Annotated in this window: 24 protein-coding genes; 11 read left to right on the plus strand and 13 right to left on the minus strand. The window is 66.7% G+C overall.

Annotation, left to right across the window (positions count from 1 at the left end; all coding sequences use genetic code 11):
* The first annotated feature begins 4 nt into the window (after positions 1 to 4).
* From pstB to BMX29_RS19155, 5 genes are all read left to right on the plus strand, one after another.
* The gene (gene pstB, locus BMX29_RS05925; protein ID WP_043841215.1) at positions 5 to 808 is read left to right on the plus strand and encodes a phosphate ABC transporter ATP-binding protein PstB; all 804 of its coding nucleotides are present in this window, start codon (positions 5 to 7) and stop codon (positions 806 to 808) included.
* Positions 809 to 818: 10 nt separating this feature from the next.
* Entirely contained in the window at positions 819 to 1571 is a 753-nt protein-coding gene (gene phoU, locus BMX29_RS05930) for a phosphate signaling complex protein PhoU (protein WP_043841217.1), read from the plus strand.
* A 4-nt stretch (positions 1572 to 1575) separates the two neighbouring features.
* The gene (gene phoB, locus BMX29_RS05935; protein WP_043841222.1) at positions 1576 to 2265 is read left to right on the plus strand and encodes a phosphate regulon transcriptional regulator PhoB; all 690 of its coding nucleotides are present in this window, start codon (positions 1576 to 1578) and stop codon (positions 2263 to 2265) included.
* 123 nt (positions 2266 to 2388) lie between these two features.
* On the plus strand, positions 2389 to 3420 hold the full coding sequence (locus tag BMX29_RS05940; RefSeq protein WP_092811174.1) for a patatin-like phospholipase family protein: 1032 nt from the start codon (positions 2389 to 2391) through the stop codon (positions 3418 to 3420).
* A 116-nt stretch (positions 3421 to 3536) separates the two neighbouring features.
* Positions 3537 to 3701, plus strand: coding sequence for a hypothetical protein (locus BMX29_RS19155; protein ID WP_157835857.1), 165 nt, complete (start codon positions 3537 to 3539; stop codon positions 3699 to 3701).
* Positions 3702 to 3705: 4 nt separating this feature from the next.
* On the opposite strand, the gene BMX29_RS05945 is transcribed toward BMX29_RS19155, so the two are convergent.
* The 3 genes from BMX29_RS05945 to BMX29_RS05955 form a co-directional block, all read right to left on the minus strand.
* Entirely contained in the window at positions 3706 to 4392 is a 687-nt protein-coding gene (locus BMX29_RS05945) for a DUF502 domain-containing protein (RefSeq protein ID WP_043841226.1), read from the minus strand.
* Between the two features lie 71 nt (positions 4393 to 4463).
* Positions 4464 to 5393 (minus strand): pseudouridine-5'-phosphate glycosidase, encoded by a 930-nt coding sequence (locus BMX29_RS05950; protein ID WP_092811176.1) that lies wholly within the window; start codon positions 5391 to 5393, stop codon positions 4464 to 4466.
* Positions 5390 to 6283 carry a PfkB family carbohydrate kinase gene (locus BMX29_RS05955; protein ID WP_043841831.1) on the minus strand — a complete coding sequence of 298 codons (894 nt, stop codon included), beginning with the start codon at positions 6281 to 6283 and terminating at the stop codon, positions 5390 to 5392. The genes BMX29_RS05950 and BMX29_RS05955 overlap by 4 nt, the downstream gene beginning before the upstream one ends.
* Positions 6284 to 6423: 140 nt before the next feature.
* On the opposite strand from BMX29_RS05955, the gene BMX29_RS05960 reads away from it, so the two are divergent.
* The 3 genes from BMX29_RS05960 to tsf all read left to right on the plus strand — a co-directional run bounded on the left by BMX29_RS05960 (position 6424) and on the right by tsf (position 9706).
* Positions 6424 to 7731, plus strand: coding sequence for a HupE/UreJ family protein (locus BMX29_RS05960; RefSeq protein WP_092811178.1), 1308 nt, complete (start codon positions 6424 to 6426; stop codon positions 7729 to 7731).
* A gap of 213 nt (positions 7732 to 7944) precedes the next feature.
* Positions 7945 to 8736, plus strand: a complete 792-nt coding sequence (rpsB, locus tag BMX29_RS05965; RefSeq protein WP_043841229.1) for a 30S ribosomal protein S2 — start codon at positions 7945 to 7947, stop codon at positions 8734 to 8736.
* A 94-nt stretch (positions 8737 to 8830) separates the two neighbouring features.
* The gene (gene tsf, locus BMX29_RS05970) at positions 8831 to 9706 is read left to right on the plus strand and encodes a translation elongation factor Ts (protein ID WP_043841230.1); all 876 of its coding nucleotides are present in this window, start codon (positions 8831 to 8833) and stop codon (positions 9704 to 9706) included.
* A gap of 412 nt (positions 9707 to 10118) precedes the next feature.
* Here the strand turns inward: tsf and BMX29_RS05975 are convergent, their stop codons facing one another.
* From BMX29_RS05975 to pobA, 3 genes are all read right to left on the minus strand, one after another.
* Entirely contained in the window at positions 10119 to 10880 is a 762-nt protein-coding gene (locus BMX29_RS05975) for a helix-turn-helix transcriptional regulator (RefSeq protein WP_092811180.1), read from the minus strand.
* Between the two features lie 129 nt (positions 10881 to 11009).
* Positions 11010 to 11330 carry a heme-degrading protein HmuQ gene (gene hmuQ / locus BMX29_RS05980; protein WP_092811182.1) on the minus strand — a complete coding sequence of 107 codons (321 nt, stop codon included), beginning with the start codon at positions 11328 to 11330 and terminating at the stop codon, positions 11010 to 11012.
* Between the two features lie 168 nt (positions 11331 to 11498).
* Positions 11499 to 12668 (minus strand): 4-hydroxybenzoate 3-monooxygenase, encoded by a 1170-nt coding sequence (gene pobA / locus BMX29_RS05985; RefSeq protein WP_092811184.1) that lies wholly within the window; start codon positions 12666 to 12668, stop codon positions 11499 to 11501.
* Positions 12669 to 12723: 55 nt separating this feature from the next.
* On the opposite strand from pobA, the gene BMX29_RS05990 reads away from it, so the two are divergent.
* The gene (locus BMX29_RS05990) at positions 12724 to 13617 is read left to right on the plus strand and encodes a helix-turn-helix domain-containing protein (RefSeq protein WP_092811186.1); all 894 of its coding nucleotides are present in this window, start codon (positions 12724 to 12726) and stop codon (positions 13615 to 13617) included.
* A 47-nt stretch (positions 13618 to 13664) separates the two neighbouring features.
* On the opposite strand, the gene BMX29_RS05995 is transcribed toward BMX29_RS05990, so the two are convergent.
* Positions 13665 to 14888 (minus strand): acyl-CoA dehydrogenase, encoded by a 1224-nt coding sequence (locus tag BMX29_RS05995; RefSeq protein WP_043841833.1) that lies wholly within the window; start codon positions 14886 to 14888, stop codon positions 13665 to 13667.
* A gap of 86 nt (positions 14889 to 14974) precedes the next feature.
* On the opposite strand from BMX29_RS05995, the gene BMX29_RS06000 reads away from it, so the two are divergent.
* The gene (locus BMX29_RS06000; protein WP_092811188.1) at positions 14975 to 15904 is read left to right on the plus strand and encodes a LysR substrate-binding domain-containing protein; all 930 of its coding nucleotides are present in this window, start codon (positions 14975 to 14977) and stop codon (positions 15902 to 15904) included.
* 2 nt (positions 15905 to 15906) lie between these two features.
* On the opposite strand, the gene BMX29_RS06005 is transcribed toward BMX29_RS06000, so the two are convergent.
* Entirely contained in the window at positions 15907 to 17490 is a 1584-nt protein-coding gene (locus BMX29_RS06005; RefSeq protein ID WP_139196936.1) for a LysM peptidoglycan-binding domain-containing protein, read from the minus strand.
* Between the two features lie 599 nt (positions 17491 to 18089).
* Between BMX29_RS06005 and BMX29_RS06010 the strand changes: the two genes are divergently transcribed.
* Positions 18090 to 18641: an LOG family protein gene (locus BMX29_RS06010; protein ID WP_092811192.1), complete on the plus strand. Its 552-nt coding sequence runs from the start codon at positions 18090 to 18092 to the stop codon at positions 18639 to 18641.
* Here BMX29_RS06010 and rarD read toward each other — a convergent pair.
* The 5 genes from rarD to BMX29_RS06035 form a co-directional block, all read right to left on the minus strand.
* Positions 18584 to 19504, minus strand: coding sequence for an EamA family transporter RarD (gene rarD / locus BMX29_RS06015; RefSeq protein WP_092811194.1), 921 nt, complete (start codon positions 19502 to 19504; stop codon positions 18584 to 18586). The two genes, BMX29_RS06010 and rarD, sit on opposite strands and share 58 nt — an antisense overlap.
* Before the next feature lie 66 nt (positions 19505 to 19570).
* Positions 19571 to 20005, minus strand: coding sequence for a nuclear transport factor 2 family protein (locus tag BMX29_RS06020; protein ID WP_175471139.1), 435 nt, complete (start codon positions 20003 to 20005; stop codon positions 19571 to 19573).
* 120 nt (positions 20006 to 20125) lie between these two features.
* Entirely contained in the window at positions 20126 to 20581 is a 456-nt protein-coding gene (locus tag BMX29_RS06025) for a host attachment family protein (RefSeq protein ID WP_043841247.1), read from the minus strand.
* Positions 20581 to 20811 (minus strand): hypothetical protein, encoded by a 231-nt coding sequence (locus tag BMX29_RS06030; RefSeq protein ID WP_043841249.1) that lies wholly within the window; start codon positions 20809 to 20811, stop codon positions 20581 to 20583. The genes BMX29_RS06025 and BMX29_RS06030 overlap by 1 nt, the downstream gene beginning before the upstream one ends.
* 164 nt (positions 20812 to 20975) lie before the next feature.
* Positions 20976 to 21584, minus strand: coding sequence for a superoxide dismutase (locus BMX29_RS06035; RefSeq protein ID WP_043841251.1), 609 nt, complete (start codon positions 21582 to 21584; stop codon positions 20976 to 20978).
* Between the last annotated feature and the right edge of the window lie 14 nt (positions 21585 to 21598).

The following is a 21598-nucleotide window of genomic DNA, read 5'->3' on the forward strand; positions in this document are numbered from 1 at the left end:
TTCCATGTACGATGCAGACCATAACCGGACGGAGAACCGCGTGGGCCAGACCGACATCAAGATTTCCGCCAAGGACGTGCAGGTCTATTACGGCACCAACCACGCGATCAAGGATGTCTCGGTCGACATCCAGGACAAGACCGTCACCGCCTTCATCGGCCCTTCGGGCTGCGGCAAGTCCACGTTCCTGCGGTGCATCAACCGCATGAACGACACCATCGACATCGCCCGCATGGAGGGCCTGATCGAGATCGACGGCGAAAACATCTACGACAAGCGCGTCGACCCGGTGCAGCTGCGCGCCAAGGTCGGCATGGTGTTTCAGAAGCCCAACCCGTTCCCCAAGTCGATCTACGACAACGTGGCCTACGGGCCCAAGATCCACGGGCTTGCCAAGAACAAGGCCGAGCTCGACGAGATCGTCGAGACCGCGCTTCGCCGCGGCGCGATTTGGGACGAGGTGAAGGACCGGCTGGACGCGCCGGGCACCGGGCTGTCGGGCGGCCAGCAGCAGCGCCTGTGCATCGCGCGGGCCGTGGCGACCGAGCCCGAGGTCCTGCTGATGGACGAGCCGTGCTCGGCGCTCGATCCCATCGCCACCAGCCAGGTCGAGGAGCTGATCGACGAGCTCAAGCAGAACTATTCGGTTGTGATCGTGACGCACTCGATGCAGCAGGCCGCGCGTGTCAGCCAGAAGACCGCGTTCTTCCACCTCGGCAATCTCGTGGAATACGACGACACCGAGAAGATCTTCACGAACCCGCAGGACAGCCGCACCGAAAGCTACATCACCGGCCGGATCGGCTGAGGGAGACATCATGGGCGATCAACTTTCCAAGCACATCGTCTCGGCCTTCGACCACGACCTAGAGGGCATCCAGGCCGACATCATGAAGATGGGCGGACTGGTCGAGACCGCGATCCGCGATGCCGCCAAGAGCCTCGAGACCCGCGACGAGGAACTGGCCGACGAGGTCCGCCGCCGCGACAAGCCGGTGGACGCTCTCGAGGAGAAGGTGAACGAGAGCGCGGCGCGCCTGATCGCGCTGCGCGCGCCGCAGGCCTCGGACCTGCGCGTGGTCCTGTCCGTGCTGCGCATGGCCAGCAATCTCGAACGTATCGGTGACCTCGCCAAGAACATGGCGAAGCGGACCGGCGTCCTCGTCCAGCTTCACCCGATCGAGGGCTCGGCCACCTCCCTGCGCCGCATGGCCCGTGAGGTGGAGCTGATGCTGAAGGACGCGCTGGACAGCTACATCCAGCGGGACTCAGAGCTGGCCCAGGACGTGATCGAGCGCGACCGCGACGTCGACCAGATGTACAACGCCGCCTTCCGCGAGTTCCTGACCTTCATGCTGGAAGACCCGCGCAACATCACCGCCTGCATGCACCTGCACTTCATCGCCAAGAACATCGAGCGGATGGGCGACCACGTGACCGGGATCGCCGAACAGGTGGTGTTCCTCGTCGATGGCTCGCTTCCCGATGAAAAGCGGCCCAAGGCGGATCACACCTCGACCGACACCCGGTTCTCTCCCGAGGCCGAGGGCGGACCGGGGCAGGAGGACTGACACCATGGCCGCCGATCAGCCCGTCGTTCTCGTGGTCGAGGACGAGGACGCCCAGCGAGAGGTGCTGAGCTACAACCTGGAGGCCGAGGGCTTCCGCGTCGCCAAGGCGATCAACGGGGACGAGGCGCTTCTCGTGGTCGACGAGGAGCATCCCGACATCATCGTGCTGGACTGGATGCTGCCAAAGACCAGCGGGATCGAGGTTTGCCGCCAGCTCAAGACCCGGCCCGAGACCCGCAACGTTCCGGTCATCATGCTCTCGGCCCGGTCCGAGGAAGTCGACCGCGTGCGCGGCCTCGAGACCGGCGCCGACGATTACGTGGTGAAGCCCTATTCGGTGGTCGAGCTGATGGCCCGGGTGCGCGCACAGCTGCGCCGCACGCGTCCTGCCGCAGCTGGAATGCGGCTGGAGTACGAGGATATCATCCTCGATTCCGAGACCCACCGGGTCACCCGCGACGGCGCGTCGCTCAAGCTCGGGCCGACCGAGTTCCGGCTGCTGTCGACCTTCATGGAGAAGCCCGGACGCGTCTGGTCGCGCGAGCAGCTTCTGGACCGGGTCTGGGGCCGAGACATCTACGTCGATACACGCACGGTGGACGTTCATATCGGGCGGCTGCGCAAGGCGCTGTGTCAGCACGGCGGCGGCGATCCGCTCCGCACCGTGCGCGGCGCGGGTTACGCGCTCGGCTGACTTCGTTCGGCGCGGCGACGATGCGAAGGGGCGCACAGCCCCTTTGCCGCAGCGCAGAAACTTTCGGCTTGTTCGATCCTCTCCCGTCCATACCTTTGCTGTGAGACAGACGAAGGGACCGGCATGAAACGGATCAACCTGGCGCTTCAGGGCGGCGGCGCGCACGGCGCCTTCACCTGGGGGGTGCTCGACCGCATTCTCGAGGAAGAGGACATCGAGATCGCCGCGATCTCGGGCACGTCCGCCGGCGCGCTGAACGGCGCGGCACTCAAAGCGGGCTGGGTGCGGGGCGGCCGCGACGGCGCCAAGGAGATGCTCGACTGGGTGTGGCACGAGATCGGCCAGCTCAATGCGCTGAACCTGCCCGAATGGATGAATGCCTGGCTTCCCGAACCCGGCCTCCTGAGCCTCGCGGTCGAATACTCACCGGGCTACGCGGTGGGCGACGGCCTGACCCGTGTGATGTCGCCCTACAGCTGGGGGCCTCTCTACCGGAACCCGGTGGAGCCCATCGTCGAAAAGCTCGACTACGACGAGGTTTGCGCCGTCGACGGGCCGAAGCTTTGCGTTTGCGCGACCCACGTCAACGACGGCAAGATCCGCGTTTTCACCGGCGACAAGATCAGCAACGAGGCGATCCTCGCCTCCGCCTGCCTGCCCACGGTGTTCCAGGCCGTCTACGCCGACGATCCTCTGACCGGAGAGCGCGCGGCGTTCTGGGACGGCGGCTATACCGGCAACCCGGCGCTGTTTCCCCTTTTCGCGCCCGATCTGCCCGACGACGTGCTTATCGTGAACATCAACCCGCTCGAACGGCAACGGATGCCGGTCACGCCGCAGGAGATCCAGAACCGCATCAACGAGATCAGCTTCAACTCCTCGCTTCTGCGCGAGCTGCGCGCGATCGAGTTCGTCCAGCGCCTGATCGCCTCGGGATCGGTGGCGGAGGGCGCCATGAAGCGGGTGCTGGTGCACATGGTGTCGGACGACGAGCTGATGAACCGGCTGTCGGTGGCGACGAAGATCGTGCCCATCGCGACGGTGATCCTGCAATTGAAAAAGGCCGGACGCGACGCCGCGTCGGAGTTCCTGCGGCGTCACAAGGATGACCTGAACGTCCGTCAGAGCGCCGATTTGGTGCGCATGTTCAACTAGCTGATAACGATCTGGGTCACAGAACCGTGATTCGGCTTTACCGGAGGGTGAGGTCGGCTAGCTCGCGTTGGGTTGCGTCGAGGGACGGCGTGACGGAATCAGGAGTTACGGACCCAATGAAGATCAAGCTTTCCCTCCTCGCCGCCGGCCTTCTTCTCGCAGCCTGCGAGTCGACCATGGCACCCGCGCCCGCGCCTGCCGCCCCGGTGACCGAGAACGAGTGCGCCCTCGACGTGCCGAACCGGCCCGCCGGCGTTCAGTGCGCCGACACCGGCGCCTGATCGATCAGGATGCCAGTCGCGCCGGGGTTTCCTCCGGCGCGACGTCATGGGGATAGACGAGGCCCGCCGAGATCACGAGTTTGGCCGCGTCCTCGAGGCTCATGTCGAGCTCGATCACGTCCTCGGCCGGGAAGAACAGCAGGAAGCCCGATGTGGGGTTCGGCGTCGTCGGCACGAAGACCGAGATCATGCCCCCCGAAGTGATCGCACGCCGCGCGACCTCGCCCCTTGTTTCCGTCGAGATGAAGCCGATGGCCCAGATGCCCTTGCGCGGATACTCGACCAGGCACGCCTTTTCGAAGCTGCGGTCGGACTGCACGAAGACCGTCTCGGCGATCTGTTTCACGCCGTTGTAGACCGAACGCACGATGGGCAGCTGCCCCACGAGGCTCTCGGCCCAGCGGATCAGCGACCGGCCGATCAGGCCCTTGGCGATCCAGCCCACCAGCACCGTGAAGAACAGGAAGAAGATCACCCCGATGCCGCGGAGATTGATGCCCACGTACTGCTCGGGGTTGAAGCGGTCGGGCACCAGCGGCAGCACCACGCCGTCGATCCAGCCGATCACCGTCCAGATCAGCCACACCGTCAGCCCCACAGGCGCGATCACCACGATCCCGGTCAGGAAACTGGCGCGGAGGCGGGCGACGAAGCCGGGTCTGCGCGGCTTGGGCTCGAAGGGCGTGGTCATGGGGTTTGTCCGCGGCGATTTGCCGAAAAATTAGGAAGCGACGCGGCAACTTACAATGCCGCGTCCCGTGCTCAGACCGGCGGTTCGGGCGTGACGGTCAATTCGCAGGCAATCCGCGCGCCGAGCGCGGCGTTCGACAGGACCAGCGCGACGTTTGCCTCGAGCGACCGGCCCTCGGTCAGCTCGAAGATCCGCTGGAGGAGATACGGCGTCAGGTCCTTCCCGCCGATGCCGTGATCGGTGGCGTCCTGCATGGCGCGGCCGATGACCGGCGTCAGCTCGGCGCGCGGGATCTCGGCCTCGGCCGGGATCGGGTTGGCGACGAGCTGTCCGCCCGGCACGCCGATGCGCCGGCGCATCTGATGGGCGCGGGCGATGTCCGCCGGCTCGTCCATCCGGAGCGGCGCGCGAAGGCCCGAGTTGCGGGACCAGAAGGCGGGCAGGGCGTCCTGACCGAAGGCGATGACCGGAACGCCAAGGGTTTCCAGCACCTCCAGCGTCTTCGGCAGGTCGAGGATCGCCTTGGCGCCGGCGGCGACCACGGTGACCGGGCTCTGCGACAGTTCTTGAAGGTCGGCGGAGACGTCGAAGCTCATTTCCGCGCCGCGGTGCACGCCGCCGATGCCGCCGGTGGCGAACACCTCGATCCCGGCCATGGCGGCGGCGATCATGGTGGCTGCGACGGTGGTCGCGCCGGTGCGGCCCTCGGCCATGCAGACGGCAAGATCGGCGCGGCTCAGCTTGGCGACGTTGCGCGCCTGCGCCAGCGCCTCGATCTGGGCGGGCTCGAGGCCAACGCGCAGGATGCCGTCGATCACCGCGACGGTCGCGGGCACGGCCCCGTTGTCGCGCACCGCCTGCTCGATGGCGTGGGCGACCTCGACGTTGCGGGGATAGGGCATCCCGTGGCTGATGATCGTGGATTCCAGAGCGACGACGGGCCGGCCTTCGGCCAGCGCGTCGGCAACTGCGGGAGAGGGGGTGACGAGGCTTTCGCTCATGAGGGGGTGTCTCCGGAGACGAAGAGGGCCGCGGCGTCCTGTGCGCGGGCGAACGCGGTCTCGCGATCGGCGCCCGCGCGCTCGGCGGCGATATGCGCGGCCATGAAGGTGTCGCCCGCGCCCGTCACGCGCGTGACGAGGACCTCGGGCGGACACCGGGTGAGGGTGAGATCGGCGGTCGCGTCGCAGCTCTCTGCGCCGCCGTGGGTGACCAGTGCGCGCGCCGCGCCGCGGTCCACAAGCGCTTGGGCCGCGGTCGTGGCGTCGTCGAAGCGGGTCTTGCAGAGAATGCCCGCCTCCTCGCAATTGACGTAGAGTGTGCCCCGGCCCGCGCGCAGGAACGGCAGCAGCCGGTCGGCCTTGCCCGGCGAGGCCGGCGCGATACGCAGGTCCGCGGCACGGAAATCGTCCGAGCGGGCAATTTCCTCCAGCAACTGCGCGGTCAGGTTCCCGTCGAGCGCCACTGCGCCCTGGTAGGGCTGATGCGCGCTGCCGAGCGTGCCGTCGGTCAGAGGCCGCAGGATCTTGGCGCCCGCGGCCTCGAGGGAATGCGCGTCGGCGATCGCGGCGATCAGTCCGTTGGCGCCCTCGACGGCCATGTATCGGTCGGTCGGCAGGTCGTCCGAGCGGTAGACGAAGGAGGTCTCGAGGCCGAGGCCGATGCATTCCGCCATCAATTCGTCGCCCTCGGGGTCGCGGCCCACCGCTGACAACAGCGCGGGCCGCAGTCCGAACCGCGCCAGTGTCATCGCGATATTGAGTGCGACGCCCCCCGGCAGCTTCACGATGCGCCCGGGCACATCCGCCCCCTTCGCCATCTGGGCGGGCGAGCGGCCGATGACGTCCCAGAGAACGGAGCCGATGCACAGGATTTCGGGACGGGCAATCATGGCGGCGGTTGTGACCGACGCGCAGCGGCCGCGCAAGACGGCAATGAGGCAGCGCCGCATTGCCCACGCTTACCCTTGACCTAAGCTGTGTTCCGAACGGCCGCTCGGCCCGCGACCATATCAATGTTCAGGAGGGCCAAATGCGCCGTTTCCTCTCGTTTCTCACCGCGTTCGTCATGCTCGCGGCATCCGCTGTCCACGCGCACGAGGTGCGCCCCGCAATCGCGGACCTGACGGCAGAGGACGGCGCGCTGAGCATGACCGTGACGATGAACGGCGAGGCGGCGGTTGCCGGGCTTGACCTTGAGGGTGTCGAGGACACCAACGCCACCGAGCTCTCGGCCGAGGTGGACGACCTCCGCCAGCTTCCTCCCGAGGAGCTTGCCGCGCGGATCGAAGACATGGGCGACGACATCGCGAACCGCATTTCGGTCACCGCCGACGGCGCCGAAGTGCCACTTGCGCTGGAAGCTGTCGAGGTCGGTCCGATGGGCAACACCGAGCTCCCCCGCGATACTGTCCTGACCTTCTCGGGCGACCTGCCGCAGGCCGCGACGGAGCTTCGCGTGACGTGGCCCGCAGAATACGGCCAGGCGGTGCTGCGCCAGCAGGGCGTGGATGAGCCCTACACGGGTTATCTCGATCCCGGCCAGCAATCCGACGCGATCGCGCTGTCGGGCGGTGGCGCGGACAGCGCGTTCGGCGCCTTTGCACGCTACATCCCGGTCGGGTTCGAGCACATCGTGCCCATGGGCCTGGACCACATCCTCTTCGTGCTGGGTCTCTTCTTCCTCGCGCCGCGGGTGCGGGCGCTCTTGTGGCAGGTGTCGGCCTTCACCGCCGCGCATACGGTGACGCTCGCGGCGGGAGCCCTGGGGGTGGTGAGTGTTCCGGCCTCGGTGGTTGAGCCGATCATCGCGGCGTCCATTGTCTACGTCGCGGTCGAGAACATCCTGTCGCGCGGACTGTCGCCGTGGCGCCCGGCGGTGGTGTTCGTCTTCGGTCTGCTGCACGGGCTGGGCTTCGCGTCGGTCCTGCAGGAATTCGGCCTGCCGCAAAGCCAGTTCGTCCCGGCGCTTCTAGGCTTCAACGTGGGCGTCGAGGTCGGCCAGCTCTTCGTCATCGCCGTTGCGTTCCTGATCGTGGCTTACGCGTTGAAGGTCGACCGGCTCGACGCCGATCCGCGCCGTGCGCAGATTGTCTACGGCATCCTCACGCTTGCCTTCGTGGCGCTGGCCTTCGGGCTCAACGGAACCGCGTTCGTGGAGACGATGGGCGCATCAGCACCGGTCTTCCTGGTGCCGCTGGCCGCGCTGGCCGCGCTGTGCGGGCTGGCGGCGTTCAATGTCGACAAGCTGAACGCCTACCGCGTCTACGTGGCGACGCCGGCCTCGGCGGCCATTGCGCTCGTCGGCGGATACTGGTTCGTCGAGCGGGTCTTCCTCTGACGATCCACGGACCTTCGCGCGGTCGCGGTCGGACAGGCAGGGGCAAACGTCGGTCGGGGGTTGCTCCGGCCGCCGGATTGCGCTAGACGCGCGCCACTTCAACTCCGCAGGCGGGGCAGGGCGGCTCGGGACAGACATCCCCGGACGTCCACCGGTTGGACCCACAGGTCCATGTGCTCCGCCGAGGCTCGAAACCGGAAAGGATATCAGGGCATGGCTCTTCCCGAGTTCTCCATGCGCCAGCTGCTTGAGGCAGGCGTGCACTTCGGCCACCAGACGCAGCGCTGGAACCCCCGCATGGGCGAGTTCATCTACGGCGCGCGCAACGGCATTCACATCGTCGACCTGACGCAGACCGTCCCGATGCTGGACGCCGCGCTCAATGTCATCCGCGAAACCGTTGCGAAGAACGGCCGCGTGCTGTTCGTCGGCACCAAGCGCCAGGCGCAGCAGCCGATCGCCGACGCCGCCGAGCGTTGCGCGCAGTACTACATGAACCACCGCTGGCTGGGCGGCACGCTCACCAACTGGCAGACCGTCTCGCAGTCGATCAACCGTCTGAAGTCGATCGACGAGCAGATGGACCAGGGTGCCGAGGGCCTCACCAAGAAAGAGCGCCTCGGCATGGAGCGCGAGCAGGCCAAACTGCAGGCGTCGCTCGGCGGCATCCGCGAGATGGGTGGCGTTCCGGACCTGCTGTTCGTCATCGACGTCAAGAAAGAGCAGCTGGCCATCGCCGAAGCCAAGAAGCTCGGCATCCCGGTCGTGGCCGTGGTCGATACCAACTGCTCGCCCGACGGCGTTGACTACATCATCCCCGGCAACGACGACGCGGCCCGCGCCATCGCGCTTTACTGCGATCTCGCCAGCCGTGCCGCGCTTGACGGCATGACCGCCCAGCTTGAAGGCGCAGGCGTCGACATCGGCGCGCTCGAGGACCAGGGCGAAGAGGTCGAGCCGGCCGCAGAGCCGGCCGCTGCCGAAGGCGCGGACCAGACCGCCTGAGCGAGCTGTCGCATAAGCGACACGCGACTTTGACATGAGGGGCGGCGGGCCGCGGGCCTGCCCCCCGATCCGAACGAAGATGAGGAGAGCCGTGATGGCGATCACCGCTGCACAGGTGAAAGAACTGCGCGAGATGACCGGCGCAGGCATGATGGATGCCAAGAAGGCGCTGACCGAGAACGACGGCGACATGGACGCCGCCGTCGACTGGCTGCGCACCAAGGGCCTCGCCAAGGCGGCCAAGAAGTCGGGCCGCACCGCGGCCGAGGGCCTCGTCGCCGTCAACGTCGAGGGCAACACCGGCGTCGCGGTCGAGGTCAACGCCGAGACCGACTTCGTCGCAAAGAACGCCGACTTCCAGTCGATGGTCCGTGACATCGCCGACAAGGCCGTGACCGTGGACAGCGTTGACGCTCTGGCGACCGCGGACATGGGTGGCAAGACCGTTCAGGACGCAATCACCGACAAGATCGCCACCATCGGCGAGAACATGTCGCTGCGCCGCATGGCGAAGATCGAGGGCGAAACCATCGCCACCTACGTGCACAATGCCGCGGCCGACAACATGGGCCAGATCGGTGTGCTCGTGGCGATGACCGGCTCGAACGAGGCATTCGGCCGCCAGGTTGCGATGCACATCGCGGCATCGAACCCCGCAGCGCTTTCCGAGGCCGAGCTCGACGCATCGGTCGTCGAGAAGGAAAAGCAGGTCCAGATGGACATCGCCCGCGAGTCCGGAAAGCCGGAGCAGGTCATCGAGAAGATGATCGAGGGCCGCATGAAGAAGTTCCTCGCCGAAGTGACCCTGCTTGGTCAGGCCTTCGTCGTCGACCCCGACAAGACCGTTGCCCAGGCCGCGGCCGATGCCGGCGTCGAGATCACCGGCTACGTCCGCCTCGCCGTGGGCGAGGGGATCGAGAAGGAGAAGGAAGACTTCGCCGCCGAGGTCGCCAAGGCCGCGCAGGGCTGAGCCCTTTTTCCGACGCACTGGACACGAATGGAAGCCGCCCCGAAGGGCGGCTTCTTTCTGTTTGAAACAAGCGTCTTGCTATGTGTACTTCAATCGCTTCACGACGTCTGGACGCCCCCCGAAGACATTGGGGAGAAGGTGGAAGGTCATCCTGTCGGTGCGGACGGTCCGGCGGCAATCGCACCGGTCGGAGCCGCGGCGCGACCCCGGGGGGTCGCCGCGACCGGAGGTCCCGAAAATACGGGGTCCGGCCGCGTGTTCCCCGGTCTTGCGACCGTCACTCACGGAACATGATCAGGATGGCGAATAGTCGCCGATCGAGGTAGTCCGGTTTTCCTGACCTAGCGTCATAAACCGTCCGCTACGCGCCTCGGGCCGCAGCATTCGGTCGTCACGCACGGTCAACGCGTACTCACATGTCCAGCACGAACATCTGGTTCTGGAAGGCCGCCTTCATTACGGCCTGCGCCGTGGTCTCGACGTTCAGTGCTTCGCGCGCGAGCCGCAGGTGCTTTTCCACGGTCGCCTGTGTCAGCCCCATGATCTGCGCGATATCGGCCATGGTCTTGCCGCCACCGACCCATTCGAGCGCCTCGCGCTGCCGCTTTGTCAGCGACTGGTTCGGCGGAACGTAGGGCAGGGTGAGGATCTTGAGATGCACGATGTTGTTCATCAGCACGATATCGTCGCCATGCCTGGCCCATTTCGCGTCGACCTCGTCCTGGGACGTGCCCGGGCGCGCGGTCAGTGCAATCGCGCCCTTGGCCCTGTTCGACACCGATCGAAAGCTGATCGAGTAGCCGGCGGTCACGTCGCATGACCGGTTGAAGTCGATCACACGACGCTCTTCCGGTGTCAGCGTGCCGGTCTCGACCATGTCGGCCAACACCTTCCATGAGCACGCGCCGTCATTGTCGAGCGCCCAGCGGACCATCGGCGCCGAGTGGTAGAGCCGCTGGCCGACGAAGGTGTCGGTGTAGCTCTGGTCGTGGTTCGTCAGCATAACGAAGTCGTTGGGATCGCCCAGCGAGTTCGGGGTGCGGAAGCGCGTGAACCCGTAGAACAGGCGGTCGAACCCGTACTCTGCCATCCGCTCGCAATGGGTGGACCACAGCGCCTCGATGGAATCCGAGTTGGTGAGTTTGACGAGGTAGTCGCGGTCGCGCGGGGTCATCTGGGTCGCTCTCGTGGCACGTTGAACGTCGGCAATTTACGTTCGGTCACGCGGCACTGTCCAGATCTCGCGGCGTCGCAGCGATGCGCCATCGCAAAGCTGCATCGCTGCCACGCGCGGGTTCCGGGCTCAGTCGCGTGCGCCGATTTCCTGGATCGCGGTGAAGCCTTCGAATTGCGGAGTCCCGTCGTAGAGCTTGCGGGTTTCGCCAGCGCCTTTATGCGCGGCGCGAAAGGCATCGCTGCGCGTCCAGGCCTGAAAATGCTCTTCGGTCTGCCAGACGGTGTGCGACGCGTAGAGGATGCGACCGTCGGTCTCGGAGCCCTTGAGCATGTGGAAACCGACGAAGCCGTCCATCTCCTTGAGGTGGCTGTCGCGGTTGAGCCAGAGCGCCTCGAACGCCTCGGCATTCTCCACGGGCACGGTAAAGCGGTTCATGGCAAGGTACATGGGCGCGGTCCCTCAACTTGTGTTCGCCGGGACCGTTTCGCAGAACGATGCAACGGTCAATGCGGCGCGGTAATACGCGATGCAGATGAGCTTTTTATTTACATAATACTAATTACCGGACTCATGTGCGCGACGCCGTGGCGGACCTCTCCGATCCGCCCCGCGCGTTCAGTACGGCAGCCCTACGTAGTTCTGTGCCATCGTGGCCCGTGCGGATGGCACGGTGATGAGCTGGCGCAACTCGCTTTCCTGCATCCTCTGGTCGAACTCCGACTGATCCGGAAAGCGGTGCAACATGCTGGTCATCCACCAGGAAAACCGCATCGCCCCCCAGACCCGCTTGAGCGCGGTCACAGAATAGCTGTCGATGCCTTCGGCGTCGCCGTCGCGATACCACCGACGCAGCGCCTCATAGAGATAATGCACGTCACCCACCGCGAGGTTCAGGCCCTTGGCGCCCGTCGGCGGCACGATGTGCGCCGCATCGCCCACGAGAAACAAGCGCCCGTGACGCATGGGCTCGCAAACGAAGGATCGCAAAGGCGCGATGGATTTCTCGATCGACGGACCCGTCTCCATCGTTTCGGCCACGTCATCGGGCAGCCGCCGGCGCAGCTCGTCCCAGAACGCCTCATCGGTCCACTTTTCGATCGGTTCGTCCGCGGGAACCTGCACGTAGTAGCGCGACAGACGCTCATTGCGCATGGACGCGAGCGCGAAGCCGCGCGGATGGTTCGCGTAGATCAGCTCGTCGGCCGCCGGTGCGGTTTCGGACAGGATGCCCAGCCAGCCAAACGGATAGACCCGCTCGAACTCGCGGCGAACGCCCGCGGGAATGGTCTGACGACTGACGCCATGAAAGCCATCGCAGCCTGCCACGTAGTCGCAGTCGATCCGATGTGTTTTCCCGTCCTTGCGGTAGGTTACGTGAGGATATTCACTCTCTGCGTCATGGATTTTGACATCCTCGACCTCGTGGACGTGCGTGGCCCCGATGGCGTCCTGCGCGTCGTAGAGATCGCGCGTCACCTCGGTCTGGCCGTAGACCAGCACCTGGCCGTTCACCATGTCCCGGAACGAGACGTGAAACTTGCCCTCGACCGTCGAGAGATAGCAGCCGTCATGCGGCAGGCCGATCTCGTCCATGCGTCCGCCGACGCCGGCATGGCGCAGGAGCCTCACCGTGCCTTGTTCGAGCACGCCCGCACGGATGCGCGACAGCACGTAGTCGCGGGTCTTCCGTTCGAGCACCACCGTCTCGATACCCTCGCGATTCAGAAGTTGCGAGAGAAGCAGCCCCGAGGGCCCACCGCCGATGATCGCGACCTGGGTGCGCATGTGTCCTCCTCGATGTACGATATGGGCAGATTAGAAACCGGGCCCGCCGCAAGACATGGACAGACGTTCCATTGTGCTGCACATCTCGAACATGACTGCCCACGAGCCGATCCCCGATTACGCGCTTTACGGCGAGACCGGCGCGTTTCCGGACCTACTCCACGCCGAGACCGTGCAGGACCGCGCGTCGCTGCACGATTGGCGGATTGCGCCTCACCGGCACGAAGGGTTGTCGCAGGTGTTCGTGCTGGTGCGCGGCGGCGGTCGGATCACGGTGGACGGGCACGAGCACGCGCTCGCCCTGCCCGGCCTGATCTTCATGCCGCGCCGGGTGGTGCACGGCTTCACCTTCGCGCAGGGCACGGTGGGCCACGTCATCACCCTGCCCGACCGTGCGTTTCCCGAGGTCTTCGGACCGGCCAGCGCACTGGCGCCACGGCTCAAGCTCTGGTGCGCCGCCTCCGCGCCGCGCTCCTCGCGGATGCTGGCCGATGCCATCGCGCGCGAACATCGGGGCCGTGCGCCGTTCCGCGACCCAATGCTGCGCGGGCTCGTCATGTCGCTTCTGTCCGAGGTGGCGCGCGCGGCGCGGCCCGCCGATGCCCCGGCGAAACGCAGCCGCGCCGCCGCCCACATGGACCGCTTCGACCGGCTGATCCGGGCCCACCTGCGCGATCGCTGGAGGGTATCGGACTATGCCGACGCGGTGGGCCTTACCCCGCAGCAACTCAACCGTATCTGCCGCGGTGAAACCGGACGCGCGGCTGCCGCGCACGTGGAGGCGCAGCTCTTTCAGGAGGCGCGCCGCCATCTGGCTTACACGCGGATGACTGTGGCCGAGGTCGGCTACCGGCTGGGCTTCGACGACCCGGCCTATTTCAGCCGGGCCTTCCGACGGCACACCGGCCAGACCCCCAGCGAATACAGAGAGGGCGTCGACCCGTCCTAGGTCGACGCCCTCATCCTGTCATTCTCGGTGTTCAGGCGCTCAGGCGATCAGAAGAACGCCTGGAGGCCGGTCTGGGCGCGGCCCAGGATCAGCGCGTGAACGTCATGGGTGCCCTCGTACGTGTTCACCGTCTCGAGGTTCACCATGTGGCGGATCACCTGGAACTCGCCCGAGATGCCGTTGCCGCCGTGCATGTCCCGCGACATCCGCGCGATATCGAGCGCCTTGCCGCAGTTGTTGCGCTTGAGGATCGAGATCATCTCCGGCGCGGCCTTGGCTTCGTCCATCAGGCGCCCGACGCGCAGGATACCCTGAAGACCAAGCGCGATCTCGGTCTGCATGTCGGCGAGCTTCTTCTGGAACAGCTGGGTCTGTGCCAGCGGACGGCCGAACTGCTTGCGGTCGAGCCCGTAGGAGCGTGCCGCGTGCCAGCAGAATTCGGCGGCGCCCATGACGCCCCAGGCGATGCCGTAGCGGGCGCGGTTGAGGCAACCGAACGGCCCCTTCAGGCCCTGCACGTTCGGCAGAAGCGCATCCTCCCCGACCTCGACACCTTCCATGACGATCTCGCCGGTGACCGAGGCGCGCAGGCTCAGCTTGTTGCCGATCTTGGGTGCCGACAGGCCCTTCATGCCCTTCTCCAGCACGAAGCCGCGGATCTTGCCGTCATGGGCGTCGGACTTTGCCCAGACCACGAATACGTCCGCGATGGGCGAGTTCGAAATCCACATCTTGGAGCCCGAGATGCGGTAGCCGCCGTCGATCTTCTCGGCGCGGGTCTTCATGCCTGCGGGGTCGGACCCGGCATCGGGCTCGGTCAGGCCGAAGCAGCCGATCCACTCGCCGCTGGAAAGCTTCGGCAGGTACTTCTTGCGCTGCTCCTCGGAGCCGTAGGCGTAGATGGGATACATCACGAGGCTCGACTGCACCGACATCATCGAGCGGTAGCCCGAATCCACGCGCTCGATCTCGCGCGCGACGAGGCCGTAGGACACGTAGGACGAGCCGAGCCCGCCGTATTCCTCGGGCAGCGTGACGCCCAGAAGGCCCATCTCGCCCATCTCGGCGAAGATCTCGGGCTCGACGGTTTCGCCCTCGAAAGCCGGACCGACGCGGGTCTGCAGCTTTTCCTGCGCGTAGGCGCGGGCGCTGTCGGCGATCATGCGCTCGTCTTCCTCGAGCTGGTCGGCCAGGCGGAACGGGTCCTCCCAGTCGAACTTGCCGAGATCGGGGGCGTCTTTCGGCTTCAGGGTCGGGGCGTTCTGGCTCATGTCGTTCATGGCGGGGTCCTCCATTCGCTTGCGCGTACCATACCTTGCACGGTACGCATGGAAAAACGCCAATATCGCAAGAACGCATGAGCAATCCGCAACAGAATGCGCGGGCGCGCCGTCTGATCCCGCCGCTAGGGGCCCTGCGCGCGCTCGAGTCGCTGGACCGGCTGGGCTCGGCCACGGCCGTCGCGCGCGAGCTGGACCTGAGTCAAAGCGCCGTCAGCCGCCAGATCCGGACGCTGGAGGACGGGCTGGAGGTGTCGCTGGTGCAGCGCGAGGGGCGCAACCTCGTGCTGACCGACGCGGCCCGCGACTACGCCCGCACGGTGCGCGGCGCGCTCGACCGGATTGCGCAGGCGTCGCTGGCGCTTCGCTTGCCGGCGCGCGCGGGCAGCCTCGACCTGGCCATGCTGCCGTCCTTCGGAATGCGCTGGCTCGTGCCACGGCTCGCCGATTTCGCCCGGCGACACCCGGACATCACCATCAACCTCGCCACGCGGATCCGGCCGTGCGATTTCGCCACCGACCCGTTCGATGCCGCGCTGGAATTCGGCGGACCGCCGCGGCCGGGCACGCAGCGCCTCAAGCTGCGCCCCGAGCGCACCCTGCCCGTCTGCGCGCCCGACCTCGTGCCCGACGGTCCGTTGCCGCCCGAGGATCTGCATCACCTGCCGCTTCTGCAGATGGAAACCCGGCCGGATGCCTGGCGCGACTGGTTCGCGGCGCACGGCGTCACCGTGGCGAGCAGCGGCACCGGCACCACGTTCGACCAGTTCACCGCCATGCGCGAGGGGGCGCAGGCGGGTCTCGGCGTGGCGCTCCTGCCGGATCACCTGACCGAGACCGAGTTGGCCACCGGAACGCTCGTGCGCGCCACTACGGCCGAGCCGGTCTCTCTCGGGGCCTACTGGCTGGTCTGGCCGACCGATCGCGCGGACGGTCCGGCGATCAACCGGTTCCGCGACTGGATTTCCACGCAGGCCGAGGCCGAGGACGATCCGCTGCCGCGCTGACCTCAGTCCGGGATCGAGAAGACCTGGCCGGGATAGATCAGGTCGGGATCGCGGATTTGGTCGTCGTTGGCCTCGAACACCCGGACGTAGAGCAGCCCGTCGCCGTATTGCTCGCGCGCGATGGCCCAGAGCGTATTGCCCGGCTGCACCGTAACCGCCTCGACCTTCGCACCGCGGCTTTGCGGGGTCGCGGCCTCCAGGGACTCACGGCTTTCGCGACGGAACGGGCTTTCGGCGCGCGCGATCACGGCGCCGTCCTGATCGAGCCGGTCCACTCGGAGAGTATAAGTCCCCGCGGCGACGTCGCCGAGCCGTGTGCGCCACTGGCCCGAGGGGCCGACCGGCGCGGTGCGGACCTCCGCATTGTCCAGATAGACCCGGACCGAGCCGCGGGTCGCATCTGACCGGCCCGAGAGGTCGACCTCGCCCGTCGCGTCATAACTGATTGAATCGATGGACACGTAGTCCTGAGCGTCGGGTCGCGTGGGCGGCGCGGGCGCGGCCGGTTGCAAGACCTCAACCCCGTCGGGACGAGAAAGGAGAACGGCGGTCCGGGTGCCGGTCGCCGACGCTTCGACGGCGGGAGGCTCCGGTGCCTCGCCGGAGGGCGGCGCATCGGCGACCCCTGGGGCCTCGGCGCCCGCATCCGGCTCGCTGCCGGCGAATTGAGGATCGGCGACCGCCCCCAACGGCCCCGTGCCATCGCCGCTGGCCGCACGGGCAACGACGTCATCGGTAGGCCCCCCGGTGGCGGGCGCGAGGATCACCCGGTCGGACGCGTCCCGCACGGTTCCGTTCCGCTCTTCGCGGAGGGTCAGCACGCGGGCACTTGAGGCGGGCGGCAGCGCGGCGAAGGCCACGAAGCGACCGCCGTCATCGGCCACGGTCCGTCCGACCTCCTCACCGTCGAGATACAGCGAGACATCCGCCCCGGGCGACGCGCGCCCTGCGATCAGGGCCGCGCCGTCGCGTTCCACCCTCACCACGTCGAACGCCGGTGGGACTTGGTTGCGGATAGCGGGACCCTGGCCGTCGGTCTCGCCACCCTGATCGGGAGCAGCATCTCTGACGTTTGACGCGTCACCATCGGTTCCGCGCCCATCTCTCTCCGATTGCGATGCGGCCGGTTGCCGATCTTTTGCGCTGATCGCGGCGACGGGGAATGCGCTGCCGTCGGTCGCGGAGGTCGGGTCGGACCCGGTGCCGGCGGCGCCTGTTTCACCTGCGCCCCCCTCGGTCAGCGACGCGTCCACACCCGCCAGACGGGTCGCGTCTTCAATGTTGCCGGCCTCGGCGCCGCGCTCCGGGTTGCCTGAGCTGCCGGCGTCGCCGGGCTCCGTGGCGCCAGTGCTCGCCGGTATGGCGTCATCGTCGTTCGAAGAAATGTCGCCGGCGGTCGCGACGGCTACTGTGTCATCGGGCTGCGTCTTGGTCGCGTCTACCGCCGGGCCGGTTGAGGCCGGGACGGGCGGCTCCGCAGTCGGGGTGCCGTCTGAGGTTTCCAACGTCGGCTCGCGTGCGTCGGCAGGTGTCTCCTGCACTGCGTTCGTAACGTCGATGGACCCCGCGCCGCCTTCCAAACGCATTTCGGACGCCGGGACCGCGGGCCGAGCGCTTTCAGCGTCCGGGGGTGTCTCGGCGGCATCGGGCGCCGCGAGAGGCGGCGAGGTCTCGGGAACGTCCTCGACCTCGGCAAGTGAAGGCAAAGCCGGTGCCTCCCGGCCAGATGGAGCGTCCTGTGTCCCGGGAGGTGAGGCGTCCGCAGTTACCGGGGGCGCGGGCTCGGGTGACGGGAAAGGCAGTGTCTGACCTTGGGCCGCCGTCCCATCCGCTGAGGCAGACGGCGAGCCGGCAGCGCCGCCGCCTGCCCGCGATGTCCCCGGATTGTCGGGGTCTGTAACGCCCCCTCCGGCTCCGGCCACCGCGCCGACCTGATCGGCGTGCGTCCGGTCCTCGTCCCCCTGCCCCGCGCGGTCGAGCTGCCACGCGGCAAGCACGCCGAAGGCCAGAAGCGCCGCCGCGGTCACGCCGCCGAGTGCCGCGCCGGCCGTTCCGCCCGCCCTTGCCAGCCGTGTCATTCCAAGTCCCATCCCCTGCCACGCGGCCATCCCCCGGACCGCGGTTGAGCGTGTATAGCAATGGCGCTATCAGCGGTCAAAATTCCGAGAGCACGCAGGTCCCCAGAATGTCTACGTTTTCGCTTTGCGTCTATTGCGGTGCGCGCCCGGGCGTCGATCCCGCCCATGCCGAGGCCGCCCGCGACCTCGGTCAGACGATCGGCGACATGGGGCTTCGGCTCGTCTACGGCGCCGGCGACGTGGGCCTGATGGGCGAGGTTGCGCGCGCGGCGCAGACGGCCGGGGCGGACACGTTCGGTGTGATCCCCACCCACCTTCTGGACATGGAGGTGGGCAAGACCGACCTGTCGCGCTTCGTGGTCACCGAGACCATGCACGAGCGCAAGAAGGTCATGGTCATGAACGCCGACGCGATCGCCGTGCTCCCGGGCGGTGCGGGCACGCTGGACGAGTTCTTCGAGGTCCTCACGTGGCGCCAGCTCGGCCTGCACGCAAAGCCGATCTTCCTGTTGAACATCAACGGGTTCTGGGAGCCTCTACGCGCGCTGCTCGATCACGTCGTCGACAGCGGCTATGCCGGTTCCGGCACCCGCGACGCGGTTCAGGTGTGCGGCACCGTGGCTGAGCTCGAGACCGCCCTGCGCCGCCTGCGGTCCTGAGCGAAGCGCGCGCCGCCGAAGATCGCGAGCGCTGTCCAGATCAGCGCGAAGGTCACCGCCTGCACCGGTCCGAAAGGTTCGCGGAAGACCAGCGTGGCGCAGAGGAACTGCAGCGTCGGGTTCAGGTACTGGATCAGGCCGATGGTTCCGAGCGGCACGCGTTGCGAGGCATGGCTGAACAGGATCAGGGGCAACGCCGTCAGCGGGCCCGACGCCGCGAGCAGCAGGCTGAGACGCAGGTCATTGCCGAAGACGCCCCCCTCCACCGGGCCGAAATGAATCGCCGCCAGCCAGCCCAGGGCGAGCGGCGACAGGATCAGCACCTCCGTCGTGACCGAGGTCATGCCGTCCTCGCGCACCCGCTTCTTGACGAGACCGTAGAGCGCGAAGGTGCTGGCGATGATAAGTGACACCCACGGAAGACGCCCCTCGCGGATCGCCAGAAGCGCCACCGCAAGCGTCGCCAGCGTCACGGCGACTGCGGCGGCCCGGTCGAGCCGTTCCCCGTACGCCACCACGCCCAGAAGCACCGCCATAAGCGGAAAGATGTAGTAGCCGAGGCTCGCCTCGGTGGCGTGCTCGATCTGGATCGACAGGATGAACAGGAACCAGTTCGCCGAGATCATGACGGCCGAAATCACCAGCAGACCGGCCGAACGCGGGGTCCGCAGCGCGCGGGCCACCCCGCCGAGGCGCCCCCTCACGGCCAGAACGCCGGCGAAGAAGACAAGCGACCACCACGTGCGATGGGCAAGGACCTCCACAGGGTCCACCTCGGCCACAAGCTTGTAGTAGAGCGGCGACAGACCCCAGATCATGCAGGCGCCGATCATCGCCGCGATGCCGGCCTTTGTCTCGCTCATCCGCCTGCCCGTATTTCCGTCGTTCCAACGTGGCGTAGACCACCGGGCGGGCGATGGCCAGACGGCTCAGGAGAAGCGGAGTCGTTCTCCGGTCAGGCATCGGTCGAGCGTCCTTGGCGGCAGGCGCCCCATCGACTCGAAAAAGTTTATGAAGTCAGTAAAGAAGTGCGCCTCGACAATCCGGCCGTCCTCGATGCGCACCGAAGACTGGAACCGTTCGTCCGACGTCCGGGTCGAGCCGCGCTCGGTGACGACGAGCTGGCCCATGAGCGAAACCCACGTCCCGTCGCAGATTGCCTGCATGATCTCGAACCGGACGAAGGCAAACTGGCTCTGGATCATCGACAGGAAGCGGAGAAACTCGAACCTGCTGGAATGGGCAACACCTTCAAGACCGACGATCTGGGCGTCGGTGGCAAAGTAATGCTCGGCAGCGGCGCGGTTCTCATGGATCAGGACTGTGTCGATAAAGTCCCTGACTAACTTTTCTTGTTCGGTCACGCGCTCTCCACGGGCGTTACTGATCTGGTCACGACGGATTGCACACCCGCCGTTACAAACAGTAACCCACGGTCGCCAGAAAGGCGACCGTGGGGGACACATTTTGGCTCTGCCGGAGGGTCAGCTGTTTTCCATCGTCTCCGACAGGACCTTCTCGATATCTTGGACCGGATGGTTCGTGAGGTTCTTGTCGACCTCGGCCACCACACGGCTCGAGACCTCCTTGTGCATCTTGTTGCGCAGTTCGCCCAGAACCTGGGGCGCGGCGCAGATCACGATACGCTCGAACTTGTGCTTGTGCGCCTGCTTGTAGAGGATCTCGGCGAGATCGTCGGCGAAGCGCTCCTTAGCAAGCTCGTGCCAATCGGTATCCTCGACCGCGGAGCGCTGGCCCACGCCGGTGTCCTGCATCCGTCCGGGACGGTTGGCAGACTGCTCGCGGTCCGAGGGGTTCTCCTGCTCTTCCTCGCGGACGACGTCGAGGTTGGGGTTCTCCTCGTCGGTCTCGTTGCGCAGGAACAGCGCCTTCTCGCCGTCGGCGACGAGCACCCAAGTTCCGTGGGTCAACACGCCCATCACACGTCCTCCTTGTCGCCCGAGCCGTCCTGGTCCTGCGCGAGCGGCCGGGTCGTGCCGTTCGAGCCGTCGTCGTAGCTCTTTTCCTCGTCGCGCTTGCCGACCTTGCGGTTCATCTCGCCGCCGGCGCTGCCGGCATGGTCGGGGCTTTCGGGAAGCTCTTCGGGCTTCTGGCCGAGAACGTCCTCGGTTTCGCGGTGCCCGTCCTGCGATCTCTTGCGCTCTGCCATGCTGGCCTCCTTCGCTCGTGCGTGTTCAATTCAGAAACGCAAGATGTCGGGGGCGCGTTCCGGGCCGACGCCGGGGCAACGCATGAAAACGCCCCGTGCCGGAAAGACACGGGGCGCACTGGCGTTCGCGGCACGGTGGGCGCGCCGCGTATCGCTGTCGTCTATCAGGCCTTCGAGAGGCGTTCGGCGACGTTTTCCCAGTTCACCAGGTTGTCGACGAAGTTCTGCAGGTAGGCCGGACGCTTGTTGCGGAAGTCGATGTAGTAGGAGTGCTCCCAAACGTCGACGCCGAGCAGCGCGGTCTGGTTGAAGCAGAGCGGGTTCACGCCGTTCTCGGTCTTGATGACCTTGAGGCCGCCGTCGGTGTCCTTGACGAGCCATGCCCAGCCCGAGCCGAACTGGCCGGCACCGGCGGAAGTGAACTCTTCCTTGAACTTGTCGACCGAACCGAAGCTCTCGGTCAGGGCGCTTTCGAGCTCACCGGGCATCGCCGACTGGTTCGGCGTCATCATTTCCCAGAACTGGTTGTGGTTCCAGTATTGCGACGCGTTGTTGAAGATGCCGGACTGCGCGACCGCGTTCGGGTCGTATGTGCCCTTAATGATCTCTTCGGCCGACTTGCCTTCCCACTCGGTGCCCGAGATCGCCTTGTTGCCGTTGTCGACATAGGCCTTGTGGTGAATGTCGTGGTGGAACTCCAGGGTCTCCGCCGACATGCCCTTGGAAGCAAGCGCGTCGTGGGAATACGGAAGGTCGGGAAGTTCGAAAGCCATGTCAGACCTCATAT

The sequence above is a fragment of the Roseivivax marinus genome, from assembly GCF_900109705.1.
Classification (GTDB): Bacteria; Pseudomonadota; Alphaproteobacteria; order Rhodobacterales; family Rhodobacteraceae; genus Roseivivax; species Roseivivax marinus.

Coding starts and splice junctions, on each gene's coding strand:
- pstB (WP_043841215.1), top strand. CDS start 5: ATGTACGATGCAGACCATAACCGGACGGAGAACCGCGTGGGCCAGACC.
- phoU (WP_043841217.1), top strand. CDS start 819: ATGGGCGATCAACTTTCCAAGCACATCGTCTCGGCCTTCGACCACGAC.
- phoB (WP_043841222.1), top strand. CDS start 1,576: ATGGCCGCCGATCAGCCCGTCGTTCTCGTGGTCGAGGACGAGGACGCC.
- BMX29_RS05940 (WP_092811174.1), top strand. CDS start 2,389: ATGAAACGGATCAACCTGGCGCTTCAGGGCGGCGGCGCGCACGGCGCC.
- BMX29_RS19155 (WP_157835857.1), top strand. CDS start 3,537: ATGAAGATCAAGCTTTCCCTCCTCGCCGCCGGCCTTCTTCTCGCAGCC.
- BMX29_RS05945 (WP_043841226.1), bottom strand. CDS start 4,392: ATGACCACGCCCTTCGAGCCCAAGCCGCGCAGACCCGGCTTCGTCGCC.
- BMX29_RS05950 (WP_092811176.1), bottom strand. CDS start 5,393: ATGAGCGAAAGCCTCGTCACCCCCTCTCCCGCAGTTGCCGACGCGCTG.
- BMX29_RS05955 (WP_043841831.1), bottom strand. CDS start 6,283: ATGATTGCCCGTCCCGAAATCCTGTGCATCGGCTCCGTTCTCTGGGAC.
- BMX29_RS05960 (WP_092811178.1), top strand. CDS start 6,424: ATGCGCCGTTTCCTCTCGTTTCTCACCGCGTTCGTCATGCTCGCGGCA.
- rpsB (WP_043841229.1), top strand. CDS start 7,945: ATGGCTCTTCCCGAGTTCTCCATGCGCCAGCTGCTTGAGGCAGGCGTG.
- tsf (WP_043841230.1), top strand. CDS start 8,831: ATGGCGATCACCGCTGCACAGGTGAAAGAACTGCGCGAGATGACCGGC.
- BMX29_RS05975 (WP_092811180.1), bottom strand. CDS start 10,880: ATGACCCCGCGCGACCGCGACTACCTCGTCAAACTCACCAACTCGGAT.
- hmuQ (WP_092811182.1), bottom strand. CDS start 11,330: ATGTACCTTGCCATGAACCGCTTTACCGTGCCCGTGGAGAATGCCGAG.
- pobA (WP_092811184.1), bottom strand. CDS start 12,668: ATGCGCACCCAGGTCGCGATCATCGGCGGTGGGCCCTCGGGGCTGCTT.
- BMX29_RS05990 (WP_092811186.1), top strand. CDS start 12,724: ATGGACAGACGTTCCATTGTGCTGCACATCTCGAACATGACTGCCCAC.
- BMX29_RS05995 (WP_043841833.1), bottom strand. CDS start 14,888: ATGAGCCAGAACGCCCCGACCCTGAAGCCGAAAGACGCCCCCGATCTC.
- BMX29_RS06000 (WP_092811188.1), top strand. CDS start 14,975: ATGAGCAATCCGCAACAGAATGCGCGGGCGCGCCGTCTGATCCCGCCG.
- BMX29_RS06005 (WP_139196936.1), bottom strand. CDS start 17,490: ATGCGTTTGGAAGGCGGCGCGGGGTCCATCGACGTTACGAACGCAGTG.
- BMX29_RS06010 (WP_092811192.1), top strand. CDS start 18,090: ATGTCTACGTTTTCGCTTTGCGTCTATTGCGGTGCGCGCCCGGGCGTC.
- rarD (WP_092811194.1), bottom strand. CDS start 19,504: ATGAGCGAGACAAAGGCCGGCATCGCGGCGATGATCGGCGCCTGCATG.
- BMX29_RS06025 (WP_043841247.1), bottom strand. CDS start 20,581: ATGGGCGTGTTGACCCACGGAACTTGGGTGCTCGTCGCCGACGGCGAG.
- BMX29_RS06030 (WP_043841249.1), bottom strand. CDS start 20,811: ATGGCAGAGCGCAAGAGATCGCAGGACGGGCACCGCGAAACCGAGGAC.
- BMX29_RS06035 (WP_043841251.1), bottom strand. CDS start 21,584: ATGGCTTTCGAACTTCCCGACCTTCCGTATTCCCACGACGCGCTTGCT.